The organism is Shewanella khirikhana, assembly GCF_003957745.1.
Taxonomy (GTDB): Bacteria; Pseudomonadota; Gammaproteobacteria; order Enterobacterales; family Shewanellaceae; genus Shewanella; species Shewanella khirikhana.
This window is the reverse complement of the sequence record NZ_CP020373.1, coordinates 3,343,832-3,356,175: the sequence shown is the minus strand read 5'-3', so window position 1 is coordinate 3,356,175 and position 12,344 is coordinate 3,343,832. Positions and strand designations below refer to the sequence as shown.

At 54.0% G+C, this 12,344-nt stretch carries 10 protein-coding genes and 5 tRNA genes; 9 read left to right on the top strand and 6 right to left on the bottom strand.

Annotated elements, in window-relative coordinates; genetic code table 11:
* Positions 1 to 190 precede the first annotated feature (190 nt).
* On the top strand, positions 191 to 1,768 hold the full coding sequence (locus STH12_RS14695; RefSeq protein ID WP_126168229.1) for a methyl-accepting chemotaxis protein: 1,578 nt from the start codon (positions 191 to 193) through the stop codon (positions 1,766 to 1,768).
* A 177-nt stretch (positions 1,769 to 1,945) separates the two neighbouring features.
* On the opposite strand, the gene STH12_RS14690 is transcribed toward STH12_RS14695, so the two are convergent.
* Positions 1,946 to 2,872 (bottom strand): D-2-hydroxyacid dehydrogenase, encoded by a 927-nt coding sequence (locus STH12_RS14690; RefSeq protein WP_126168228.1) that lies wholly within the window; start codon positions 2,870 to 2,872, stop codon positions 1,946 to 1,948.
* 54 nt (positions 2,873 to 2,926) lie between these two features.
* Between STH12_RS14690 and STH12_RS14685 the strand changes: the two genes are divergently transcribed.
* A complete protein-coding gene (locus STH12_RS14685; protein WP_126168227.1) occupies positions 2,927 to 3,259 on the top strand; it encodes a DUF3392 domain-containing protein in 333 nt (110 codons plus the stop codon).
* A gap of 2 nt (positions 3,260 to 3,261) precedes the next feature.
* On the opposite strand, the gene STH12_RS14680 is transcribed toward STH12_RS14685, so the two are convergent.
* The 5 genes from STH12_RS14680 to rsgA form a co-directional block, all read right to left on the bottom strand.
* Positions 3,262 to 3,984: a glycerophosphodiester phosphodiesterase gene (locus tag STH12_RS14680; protein ID WP_126168226.1), complete on the bottom strand. Its 723-nt coding sequence runs from the start codon at positions 3,982 to 3,984 to the stop codon at positions 3,262 to 3,264.
* 26 nt (positions 3,985 to 4,010) lie between these two features.
* Positions 4,011 to 7,217 (bottom strand): mechanosensitive ion channel domain-containing protein, encoded by a 3,207-nt coding sequence (locus tag STH12_RS14675; RefSeq protein WP_126168225.1) that lies wholly within the window; start codon positions 7,215 to 7,217, stop codon positions 4,011 to 4,013.
* 71 nt (positions 7,218 to 7,288) lie between these two features.
* Positions 7,289 to 8,167, bottom strand: a complete 879-nt coding sequence (locus STH12_RS14670; RefSeq protein WP_126168224.1) for a DMT family transporter — start codon at positions 8,165 to 8,167, stop codon at positions 7,289 to 7,291.
* A complete protein-coding gene (asd, locus tag STH12_RS14665) occupies positions 8,167 to 9,030 on the bottom strand; it encodes an archaetidylserine decarboxylase (protein WP_126168223.1) in 864 nt (287 codons plus the stop codon). The genes STH12_RS14670 and asd overlap by 1 nt, the downstream gene beginning before the upstream one ends.
* A 36-nt stretch (positions 9,031 to 9,066) precedes the next feature.
* Positions 9,067 to 10,122: a small ribosomal subunit biogenesis GTPase RsgA gene (gene rsgA, locus STH12_RS14660; RefSeq protein ID WP_126168222.1), complete on the bottom strand. Its 1,056-nt coding sequence runs from the start codon at positions 10,120 to 10,122 to the stop codon at positions 9,067 to 9,069.
* Positions 10,123 to 10,232: 110 nt separating this feature from the next.
* Here rsgA and orn point away from each other — a divergent pair, with 110 nt between their 5' ends.
* The 7 genes from orn to STH12_RS14625 all read left to right on the top strand — a co-directional run bounded on the left by orn (position 10,233) and on the right by STH12_RS14625 (position 12,290).
* Positions 10,233 to 10,778, top strand: a complete 546-nt coding sequence (orn, locus tag STH12_RS14655; protein ID WP_126168221.1) for an oligoribonuclease — start codon at positions 10,233 to 10,235, stop codon at positions 10,776 to 10,778.
* Positions 10,779 to 10,958: 180 nt separating this feature from the next.
* Positions 10,959 to 11,034, top strand: a tRNA-Gly gene (locus tag STH12_RS14650).
* A gap of 33 nt (positions 11,035 to 11,067) precedes the next feature.
* Positions 11,068 to 11,143: transfer RNA gene (locus STH12_RS14645), tRNA-Gly, on the top strand.
* A 33-nt stretch (positions 11,144 to 11,176) separates the two neighbouring features.
* Positions 11,177 to 11,252: transfer RNA gene (locus STH12_RS14640), tRNA-Gly, on the top strand.
* A 33-nt stretch (positions 11,253 to 11,285) separates the two neighbouring features.
* Positions 11,286 to 11,361 (top strand) — tRNA-Gly (locus STH12_RS14635).
* Positions 11,362 to 11,467: 106 nt separating this feature from the next.
* Positions 11,468 to 11,543 (top strand) — tRNA-Gly (locus STH12_RS14630).
* 291 nt (positions 11,544 to 11,834) lie between these two features.
* Positions 11,835 to 12,290 (top strand): hypothetical protein, encoded by a 456-nt coding sequence (locus STH12_RS14625; RefSeq protein ID WP_126168220.1) that lies wholly within the window; start codon positions 11,835 to 11,837, stop codon positions 12,288 to 12,290.
* Positions 12,291 to 12,344: the final 54 nt, after the last annotated feature.

The following is a 12,344-nucleotide window of genomic DNA, read 5'->3' as shown; positions in this document are numbered from 1 at the left end:
ATTTCTCATTTGCTGGTTATCTCAGCAATCTATCCTAAACTTTTCGTTAGTCGCTCAAAATGTGAGCAATTCGTGAAAAATGTTGCTGCGGTGTAATGAAAATTGCTTATGATGGTTTGGTATTTTCTGGTGGCATTTAATACCAGAGGTTGAAATTTTGGCGTTATGAAATCCTGAGGAATGGTGGAGTATGCGAAAAAATCTACCTGTAACACAGAAAGAGAATGATTATCCCTCTGATTGGATATTGCTCTCAACCACAGATACCAAGAGCATCATCAAATACGCCAACCCGGCGTTTTGCAAGGTTGCCGGCTATGAACTTTCCCAGATGGAAGGTCAGCCACATAACATGGTACGTCACCCGGACATGCCACCTGCCGCCTTTGAAGATCTCTGGAGCACCATCAAAAAGGGCAATCCCTGGAAAGGGTTAGTAAAAAACCGCTGCGCCAATGGCGATCATTATTGGGTGGACGCCTTCGTGACACCCATTACCCACAACGGTCAGATTGTAGAATACCAGTCGGTTCGCACCAAGCCCACCCGGGCGTCAGTGGAGCGTGCCGAGGCCGCCTATAAGGAGCTGAATCAAAAAGGCAGCGTCTCGCGGCTCAAGGTAAAAACCACCATGACCCAGAAGCTCGCCCTGGTGGCGGCGCTGGCCATGTTACCGGGTCTGTACCTGGCTTTCAGCAGCGGCGGCCTCGGGTTTGTGGCCTGGCTGCTCAGTGTCGCTATCCTGTTTGGTGGCGGCCTCATGTGCCTTCGCCGTTACCACGAGTTGGTCAAGAAGGCCCAGAGCATCTACAACAATCCGTTGATGACCTACCTGTATACCGGCCATACCGATTGCGTGGCGCAAATCGATTTGGCGATGCATATGCAGTCGTCTGAGCTTAAAGCGGTACTGGGCAGGGCGCTCGACTCCTGCGAGCAAAGCAGCGCCAATGCCCACAGCTCGGCCGCTAAAGGTGAAGATGTGCAGGGCAACAGTGAGTCACTGCAATATGAAATGGATCAGGTGGCAACCGCCATTCAGGAAATGACGGCAACCCTGCAGGACATGGCCTGTAACTGCAGTGATGCAGCCAATGCGTCCCAGCGTGCCAGTGATGAGTCCATTGCCGGTGACATGATAGTGACCAACACGGTCAAATCCATCGAGTCCATGTCGACCCAGCTGGTTGATACCTCAGGGGTCATTGCCGATTTGGAAGCCCAGAGCAAGAGTATTGGCACTGTGCTGGATGTGATTCAAAGTATCGCAGAGCAAACCAACCTGCTGGCATTGAACGCTGCTATTGAAGCCGCTAGGGCCGGTGAGCAGGGCCGTGGTTTTGCCGTGGTTGCCGATGAAGTGCGGGCACTTGCCAAACGCACCCATGAGTCCACCACCGAAATCCAGAGCATGATCACCTTGTTGCAGCAGGGCACCAATAAAGCGGTGGCTTCGATGCATCAGGGGGTAGATAAGGCCCAGGCCTGTGTGGAGCTGGCGGACAAGGCGGGTGAAGCACTTCGCAGTATCCGTGAGGCGGTGGCGTCCATTACCGATATGACCCATCACATTGCCAGTGCCGTGGAGGAGCAATCCAGCGTGTCCAACGAAGTGAGCCGCAATATTGTCAATGCTTCGCAGCTTGCAACTTCAAGCAGCCAACTTGGTGAGGAAATGGTGCACCTGAACCGCGGTGTGGTCGAGAAAATAGGCTCTCAGGAGGCGCTGGTGAAGCAGTTCCTGCTGCGCAGTTTCAAGGGCAAATAACGCAAGCGAAGCTCGGCTGGCCAGTGACGGCAAGGCAGGCACAAGAAGCTCTGACTCAAGAAACACAGACTCAAGAAACACAGGACGTGGAGGTACAGCATGGAACGCTGGCAAAAGAACATAAATTAAAAAGGCGCCAAAGGGCGCCTTTTCTGTTTTCGGGAAATCCGGTTCCACTCAATAACCACGCTCGAAGTTCACCCTGTGGGATAAAGACTCGCCCATCAGGAACTTGTGGTAGTTGTTGGTGAATATCTCCGCCACCTGCTCCGGAAAGCTTGGCGCAGCAATGTGCGGGGTAATGATGACGTTATCCAGGCTCCAAATCGGATGCTCTTCCGGCAGCGGCTCCTGATTAAACACATCGAGTACCGCCTGCTGCGCGGGCTTTTGCGACATTTGCATCGCCAGCGCATCCAAATCCAGCACATCGCCCCGCCCCAGATTAAACAGCACCGCATCATCTTTCATCAGACCAAGGGTGTGCGCGTTCAGCGCGCCCCGGGTTTGCTCAGTCGATGGCAGTATGCTGGCAATGGCATCGGCCCTCTGGATCAGTTCTGGCAGCGCATCGAGGGAAGAGACTTCATCAAATCCCACCGTCGGTTTGGCGCAGCGGTTGATACCTGTGACTCTCATACCAAAATGCTTGGCGGTTTGTGCAATATGTTTGGCGATGGAGCCGGTTCCCAGCAGTAACAGTTCTGAACCCTGCAGGGTTTTGTAGCTGCCAGGCAACCATACTTTTTGTTGCTGCTGGCTTTTGTACAGCTGATGTTCGCGCTGGCGAGCCAGCAGGTAGCCAAACAGGTATTCGCTCATCAAGGGGCCGAAGATCCCGCGCACATTGGTGAGCAGGTAATCGCGCCTTTGTCTGGGCTTTACCAGCAAGTCTACCCCGGCAAAGGTGGACTGCATCCAGCGCAGACGATCCGCATGACCCAGCAGCGGCGCGGCCAGGCCGGGCTCGGCGAGCCAGATATCCGCGCGGCGAATGCCCGCGGGGTCGTCGTTCAGTAATTCGAGATCCGGTAAATGACAAGACGCCAACAAGGAGCGATAGCGATCGTTTTCCCGGGTCAACAGCAGTAGCTTGTGTCTCAAGGTATGTTCCCCTTATTCTTGTAGTTATTGCGCTATCATAACTACTTTAGTCGAATGGAAACAATCAAAGGTCTTACTCACGACCTCGCGTCTTACCTCTATCCCTGGATGTCCGAAATTGCCACCGCCATGGTCGCCTGCATACTCATAGTGCTGGCGCCAGATCTCAACCGGGCGGTGAAGCGCCTGGTGGGAGCCAGAGCCTTTGTGGTGCGCACCCTGATTTTCATCCTGGTGAATGCCTTCGGTTTTGGATTGCTGATCGTCTGGGCAAGCCCCCATCTGGCCGCAACCCTTCGCAGCCTGTCACCGGTTTGGCTGATGGCTGTATTATCCTTTAGTTTTATTTTTGTCGGTGTTTGGGCTGAGCGCCAGCGTCAGGCCTGAAATCACTCAAACCAGCCGCGATAATCGCATTGATCAGGCTCAGACAGTGCGTCTCTGGCCCGGTCCGGGAAGTTGCAAAAGGCGCCGTCAACGCCCATGGCACGCAGTGCGCGCAGGTCGTCAGCATCATCCACTGTGTACACGTAAACAAGAACGCCGCGCTGGTGGGCATCATCGACGATTTGCTGGCTGATAAAACTGACATCCAGGTGCAGTGAATAGGCATCAAGCCGGGTGGCAATCATAGCGCCATCCAATGGCAAGGAGCCGAGCAGCGGCGCTACCCTGGCTTCTGGCAGCTGCGCCTTGAACTCGGCCAACATGGGATGATGGAAGGAAGAAATGATAAGCTGTGCGCTGGTAAAGCCCAGCTCGCGGAGGATGCGGGGATAGAGCTTCACCAAAGGCGCCGCTGTGCCCACGCCTTTGAGTTCAATATTGACGATACAGCGGCCGCGCACCAGCTCAAGCACCTGCCACAGGGTAGGAATGGCTTCACCCAGGACAGTGACGTTCGCCAGGCTCGCCAGAGTCTGGCGGTGGATTAGCCCTTTACCATTGCTTTTGCCTGCCAGATGGCGGTCGTGAAACACCACCAACTCACCTTCAACACAGTGCACATCCAATTCAATGGCCTCGGCCCCCATGCTCAGCGCCAGCTCCATGGCTTTGAGGGTATTTTCCGGGGCATAACCACTGGCACCGCGGTGGGCAAAAATCAGCATAAAAGCTCCTGAAACATCAAGGGGGATCAGCGCAGCTGCAACTGCGAGTCACGCCCTGGCACATTGGTGGTTTGGTTGATGGTGATTTCCATCTGCGGGAACGCCAGTTCAAGGTTGTTTTCCTTGAGTTTGGCACTGATCCGTTTGTGTAGATCGTGTCTCAGTGGCCAGCGGGCACCCATATCCTTGGCATAGGCGCGCACCTCATAGTCCTGAGTATGCTGACCAAAACCGGCAAACCAGACTTCAGGCTCAGGGGTATGCAGCGCGTGCTGACATTCCTTAATAGCCTGATAAAGACTGGCTTCCACCTTGGCTGGATCTGAGTCCCGCGCCACCGCCACCTTGATGATGACCCGGGTGATGGGGTCTGACAGCGACCAGTTAATCAGCTGCTCGGTGATAAAGGCCTTGTTGGGCACGATGATTTCTTTGCGATCCCAATCGATAATCGTGGTGGCGCGGATTTGGATTTTACTGACAGTACCTGTGAGGTCACGGATGGTAACCGTATCGCCAATCCGCACCGGCTTTTCAAACAGGATGATCAGACCCGAGATAAAGTTGGCGAAAATCTCCTGCAAACCAAAGCCTAGGCCCACCGACAGCGCCGCAATAAGCCACTGCAGCTTGGACCATTCCATCCCCAGGGTAGAGAAGCCCACCAGGGTGCCCACCATCACCACCAGATAGCGGCTCACCGTGGTAATGGCAAAGCCGGTACCCGGGGTTAAGTCGAGACGCTGCAACAGCACCAGCTCAAGCAGGCCGGGCAGGTTGGTGGCAATCATCAGCGAAAACACCATGATAAGAATGCCAAACAACACTGACTTTAAGGTCACGGGCACCAACTGTTCGCTGCCATCAATCAGCGCGGTGCTGTTCCACAGGTTAATGCCATCGAGGAAGGAGAACATGGCCGAGTGGGTTTGGGTCCACAGACCAATCAAACTGGCGAGGAAGGCCAGGATCAGCAAAGAGCGCACCAGCCCCAGCGACTGACTGGAGATGGTTTCCAAATCGACCTTGGGCTCTTCGTACACGTCCTGACTGTCGGCAAGTACTGTTTCGCCCCGTTCACGCTGGGCCAGCTTTTCGGCCCGTTTGGCCTTGGCGCGATCGAAGGCGATTCGGCGCCGCTCAATCAGCATCCAACGTTTAATCAGCTGATACAGCAGCAAAAAGCCCAGTGCCAGCAGTAGCGACAGCTGCAATTGCAGCAGCAGCTGGAAGGCGGTGAAGTAGAAGCCGCGCCAGGCCAGTACCGCACTTATCACCGGCGTCAGCAGCAGTACCATCCACAAAAGCCGCTGCAGCAGTCGGCGGTTCTTCCCCGGGTCCTGCTGTTCGGCGCGGTATTTGCGGGCAAAGTTAAGGATATCGCGGTAGAACCAGAACAGCTGCAAACACAGGATGATAAAGGCGCCGCGGCCGAGGCTGTTACGCACCAGCGACAATTCCAGAATTTCGGTAAAGCTGACGATGGCCACCAGGGGAATGGTGATCAGCATCAGGGATTTCAGCCGCTGCTTGCCGTGTTCTATGACCTCTTTGGGACGACGGAAGTGGCCAATCAACACGCCTTTTTCCACCGACAGCAAAAACATAAAGCGGTACACCAGATACACACAGCCCATCACCAGCAGGCCACAGCCAACGGCCTGTACCAGATTGTACTGACTCAGCATAAAGAAGGCCCCGGCCAGGATCACCGGGCTTGGACGCAGCAAGGCGTAACCCATGGTGACCAGCAGGGTCTCAAAGGTGTAGATAAAGTCATCCTGGGTCACGTTACCCACAGGCGCAATAAAGCGGCTCAGGGCGCGATCGAAACGGGGTTTGACTATGTCCTGTACCACCAGGCAAAGCACCAACAGGATCAGCCACCAGGACCAATAATCGCTTTGCTCATCCAGTGCCTGTGATAACTGCTGCCAGGGTGCCTGTTGGACCAGCCAAATCAGGCTGCGGTGCAGATCCGTAACCCACAACTTGCCGATTGGCGCGGCATTGGGCACCCAAAACAGGTGCTCGCTGAGGGTGTTTTTCAGGGTGTGGTATTGGGCGGTGAGATTGTTCTGACTCACCTTGAGTTTGGCCAGTTCGCTGAGCAGTTGATCGAATCCCTGCAGCAGCTGCTTCAGCAGCTTGCTCTCGGCTTGCAGCAACTGATACTGGGCATCGCTGAACTGTGCTTTTTCATCCAGCTGTTCTTGATTGCGGGCCAGATCCTGCTCCATCTGGTATCGCGCCAGGCGGGTATCGGCAATCTGGTTTTGCAACGCTTCCTGATTGGGGGGCTTGGGCAGGTTTTGCAACATCTGCAGGAAGCGCTCGCCAAAAGCGGAATTGGTCTTCACCCAGGCAATCTGCTCCTGGATGTTGGATATTTGCAGCGACTGCTCCTGATAGCGTTTCTCGGCGGCTTCCTGCTGGTCCACCACATTATCAATTTGCAGCGTGAGGGTTTGCAGCTTCTGCCCGAGCAATTCGTTGTTGGCCTTAAGGCGGCGGGTGAGGGCGTCATCGGTGGATGTGGCGGGGGCGAGGCTGTCGGCGAGGGTGGCATCGGTAATTGCCTGGCGCTCGTTACTGATGGCACGGTTCAGCTTTTCGATAAACAGCTCTTGCTGCGCCAGTTGGGCACGAACCACTTTAAGCCGCAGCTGAACCAGCTCGATACGTTTTTGGCTGGAGGTTTGCTCGGCCTCCAGCGTCGCCAGATTTTGCTCGTAATACTGCCGCTGGGTTTGTTGCAGCAGCCCCATGGCGGTATCGGGCGCCGACAGAGGTGCCTTTTGATGTTGCATCAATGCCTGACGTGCGGATGAGACTGCACCGGGCAATTGATTGTGCCGCTGCAGCAGGCTGCTTTGCTGCTGGCTTAACTGGCTTTCGGTTTCCTTAAGCTCGGAGAGGCGCAAATAGGCAGCCGAGGCCTGTTGATTCAAATCCTGTCTGCGTGCCAGTTGCAGCTCTTTCTGAGCGCTGGCAAGGGCTTTGTTGAGAGTGGCTTTCTCGGTATCGAAGCTCAGCAGCTGATCCTGATACTCCCCGGCCATCTGTGACAGGGTTTCGATGCTGCTCAGCAGATCCTGGGTTTGCTGTGCCGGAGTGGCTTGAGTCTGAGTTTCAGTTGGCGTAAACCCAAGACGTTTATCCAACTGAAGGGGAGAGTTGGCCTGGCAAAGAAAAGAAGAAAAAACAAGCGCTATCAGCAGAATACGTAACATGGCACCGGGCTTGGGCAAATGGGAATACCTCGACCATGTTACCAAAGCCCGCGGGAATTGGTATGTATGTCTCAGGCCTTTTTTTGCCGCTGTGATCTGTGGCTCTGGGTGGTTTCAAATACGGCGGTGGCTACTACCAGTAAGCCGCCAATCAGGGTGCTGGAGCTTGGGGACTCCCCCAGCAACAACAGCGCTAATACGGTGCCGTAGAAGGGTTGCAGGCAGGACACCAGCCCAACGGTTTTGGCGCTGAGGTGCCTTAAGGCCGAGGTAAATAGCGCATGGGGCATGGCGGTAAACACCACCCCAAGCAGCAACAACAGCTGCCAGACATGGGCGTCCAGCTCGGTTGGATTGGATTCAACAAAGCTGCCCAAAAACACCGCCGCTACCGCAGTTTGGTAGAACATGGCCTGGGGGCCGCTGTACTGGGCAAAGTAGCGTTTATGCAGCAAATTACGGGCGGTGAACAGAGCCGCCGACAGTATGCCAATCAAAATGCCCAGGGTGACATCGTTACCAAGGCTGGCTTCTGGAATGAGCAGCGCCACCCCAGTCAGCACCGCAATACCACAGATGATGTCCTGCAGTTGCAGTCGGGTGCCATTGACCCAGGGCTCCACCAGTACCGTCATCACCGGGTAGGTGAAAAAGGCAATCATGCCGATGGCCACAGACGACATTTGCATGGAGGCGAAGTAGGTCACCCAGTGCAGGCTGACGATAACGCCGAGCATCAGGGCGATACCGTAGTCACGCAGCTGCCGCAGGCGAATGGGCTGACGACTGAGCTTAACAATCAGCGCCAGCACCAGGGTGGCGATGGCGCAGCGAAAAACCGTGATATCGAGGGCGCCGAGCGGGATCAGCTTGGAAAACAGCGCGGTGCCGCCAAACAGCAGCACCGCCAAATGCAATTCCAACAGGCCCGAGGGCGCGCCTTTTGACATCAGTCTTCCAGTTTGGCGAAGGGCTGACCCATGCGGGTGACGGCTTCCGGCTCAACGCCATCTGCAAATTCATCGATGGCGTCTTTGGCAAACAACATCACCACAGTGCTGCCCAGCTTGAAGCGGCCCATTTCGGCACCTTTCTCCAGCGTGAGGGCGTCGGGGCCTTCGGTGGGGTAGTCCCAGGTAAAGACTTTCTTGCCGGTAGGAGGCGTTACAGTCCCGGCCCACACGGTTTCGATGCTGGCAACTATGGTCGCGCCAACCAATACCATGGCCAGCGGGCCTTTTTCGGTTTCGAAAATGGCGACAACACGTTCGTTGCGGGCAAACAGGCCGGGCACGTAGCGGGCAGTCAGTGGGTTCACTGAAAACAGCTCGCCGGGTACATAGGTCATCTTCGACAAGGTGCCCCTGATAGGCATGTGGATACGGTGATAATCCTTTGGTGCCAGGTAAATGGTGGCAAAGTCACCACCTTCAAAGCGGGCGGCATCATCTGCCTGGCCGCCAAGCAGGGCCAGCGCTGAGTAGTGGTGTCCCTTGGCCTGGAAGATACGGCCATCTTCGATTGGGCCAAGTTGGCTTACCGCGCCATCCACCGGATGCACCATGATGTCCTTGTCGGCAGTCACAGGGCGCAGACCAGGCTTGAGTTCACGGGTAAAGAAGTCGTTGAAGGTCTTGTAGGCCTCGGGCTCTGAGTGCAGGGCTTCATTCATGTTGATGCCGTACTGCTTGATGAACCACTTGATAAAGGCGGTGGTGGCCGCGCCAGCTTCGGCGGCGGCAAATTTGCCCACGATACGGGAAACCAAATGCTTTGGCATTATGTATTGAAGGGCTATCTTCACTTTATCCACTTATGTATATCCTTGCGCTTTCAATGTGTTGCCGGATCATTCCTCGCTGTGCCTGAAGTGGCGCGCGTGGCGCTGTTCATCGAGGCTGGCGATGATCCTGTGATAGTTATTGAATCTATCCTGATGGATTTTTCCGTCTTCCAGTGCTTCGCGGATGCTGCAGCCCGGGTCGTCCTGGTGTTTGCAATCGCGAAACTTACAGGTGCCCAGATAGTCGCGGAATTCGACAAAGCACCAGCTGACCCGGTCGGCCGGCAGGTGCCAGAGGGCAAATTCCCGCACGCCGGGGGAATCTATCAGATCGCCGCCGCTTGGCAAGTGCAGTAAGCGGGCTGTGGTGGTGGTGTGCTGGCCAAGGCCTGAGTTTTCGGAGACATCGCCGGTCAGCAGTTCGGCATCCGGCAACAGGGCGTTGATCATCGATGATTTGCCCACACCGGATTGGCCGACAAAGACGCTTATCTTGTCTTTCAAAAGGCCCTGCAGTGTTTCAATGCCTTCTTTTGATTTGCTGCTTACCTGGTACACGGGGTAGCCCAATGACTCGTAGCGCTTCAGGGCCTGTTCGATGTCGTTGCGGCTGTCTGCGTCCAGCAAATCCATCTTATTGAGAATGATCACCGGCTTTATGCCTGTGTCTTCTGAGGCCACCAGATAGCGGTCGATGATTTGCGTGGTGAAGGCGGGCACCACCGAAGTAACAATCAGAATTTGGTCGATATTGGCGGCAATGATTTTGACGCCATCGTAGAGATCGGGACGGGTCAGTGATGATGTGCGCGGGTGCACGGCTTCGACAACGCCACCGATGGCGCTGCCATCATCCTGCGCCTGACGTACTATCACTTTGTCGCCTGTGACCAGGCTCTGCACGGTACGGCGGATGTTGCAACGGATTATCTCGCCGGAGCCCACTTCCACATCGGCATGCTGCCCAAAACGGGATATCACAATAGCGGGCTCTTCTGCCCCAAGTGAACTATCCTGTAATTCAGGCAGTTGTTTTTCTGGCTTGCCGCGATTAAGCCTTTTTTCGTGATTGGCTCGCATACGGCGCAGTTGGCCATGACTGAGTGGTTTCTTTTTACTCACAGGGCTATCTTCGTCAATAATCTGATGTGGTTAGGGATAAAAAGCAGTATGATACACGGTCTTTGACAAAAAAGCCTGAAAATACGGCATTGGAACCAAAAGGCAGGTATATGGCTGCAGATGCAAAAAATCTTATCTGGATTGATCTTGAAATGACCGGGCTTGAGCCTGAGGTCGACAGGATCCTGGAAATCGCGACACTGGTTACCGATCAGGAGCTGAATATCCTGGCGCAGGGCCCGGTACTCGCCATTCACCAGTCTGATGAGGTTTTGGCGGCCATGGATGACTGGAACCAGAAGCACCACGGTGAGTCGGGCTTGATCGATCGCGTCAGAGCCAGCACTCACACCGAGGCCGATGCCATTGCCCAAACCATCGAATTCCTCTCCCAATATGTGCCCAAAGGCGCTTCACCCATGTGTGGCAACAGCGTTGGCCAGGATCGCCGATTCCTGAACAAATACATGCGTGAACTTGAGGACTTTTTCCACTACCGCAACATTGATGTCAGCACTATCAAAGAGTTGGTAAAGCGTTGGGATCCGGAAGTGATGAAAGGTTTCAAGAAGCAAGGCACCCATCAGGCGTTGCTCGATATTCAGGAATCCATCGCTGAGCTGCAGTTCTATCGCGAAAAAGTATTTAAAATTTGAGCAAACGATAGATAAATCTATTGCGGGGGCTTGCAGAGGTTGGAAATTTTCATATAATGCGGCCTCACCTTCGCAGTGGCTTGCTGTTGTGATGGTAAACTCGAGATGCGACATTAGCTCAGTTGCCGGTAAGAAAGGGCGATACCTTAAAATCGGTAAATGGGTGATACAGCACGAGACGCGACATTAGCTCAGTTGGTAGAGCGATACCTTGCCAAGGTATAGGTCATCGGTTCGAACCCGATATGTCGCTCCAAATTCTGACTTCGCCAGTCATAAAACAGCGAATGCGACATTAGCTCAGTTGGTAGAGCGATACCTTGCCAAGGTATAGGTCATCGGTTCGAACCCGATATGTCGCTCCAAATTCTCAGGCGCTTCGGCCTTAAAACGAAAATGCGACATTAGCTCAGTTGGTAGAGCGATACCTTGCCAAGGTATAGGTCATCGGTTCGAACCCGATATGTCGCTCCAAATTTTCAGGCGCTTCGGCCTTAAAACGAAAATGCGACATTAGCTCAGTTGGTAGAGCGATACCTTGCCAAGGTATAGGTCATCGGTTCGAACCCGATATGTCGCTCCAAATTCTCAGGCGCTTCGGCCTTAAAACGAAAATGCAACATTAGCTTAGTTGCCGGTAAGAAAGGACAATACCTTGAAATCGGTAAATGAGTGATACAGCACGAGACGCGACATTAGCTCAGTTGGTAGAGCGATACCTTGCCAAGGTATAGGTCATCGGTTCGAACCCGATATGTCGCTCCAATCTCTCCCTCCCTCCTGTTCAAATCAACACCCATAGTTATTGATTTTCACTGACGCTTTATTCGTCGTGCTTTCGTTGGCTTATCCTTGTCAATTGATGTGAAGCTTACCACAGAGTCTTCAAAGAGGGTGATCCTCTGCAAAAAACCGTCAAAAGCCCACCCCGACTGAATTTCGCAATTGCTGAATTATGATGCATTTCAAATAATCCAGTTGGAATAGCTTCCATAATGCCTCCAGACAAAGTTGATTTTTGACCGCTCGCCGGTCACATAAGAAGGAGGCAGTCCTATGCGTATCCAACAATTGCGTGAACTTCTGGAGTACTTGGCAACATGCCGCCTGGAGATGGCGCAGCTGTACGGCAGGCTGCATGCTCAGGCTGATTCTTCCAGGGTTAAGCTGATGCTGGAATACTTTCAACAGCAGCAAAAACATGTGGCACAGACGCTGGAAGACTATGTGGATGATGCACCGTCCAGACTATTGGACACATGGTACAAAGATCTGATTTTTGAAGATTTTATCAAGCGCTGTCAGAGCACAATGTTGCCAGCCAATATGCAGGAAGATGATGTGCTCAGCCTGCACCTGGACTTGGAAAACCGTTTGATTGGTTTGCTGGAAAAAACCGTGGAAACGTCACAAACCGAAGAGATCCGCAGTGCTCTCGCCGACTTGGTGCGGGTAGAGAAAATCCAGCAGCAACGCCTGGTTCACAGCACCATCCGCATGGATGACATCTGATCTCCTTGCAAGGCTAAACAAAAACCGGCACTCGTTGCCGGTTTTTTTGTGTCT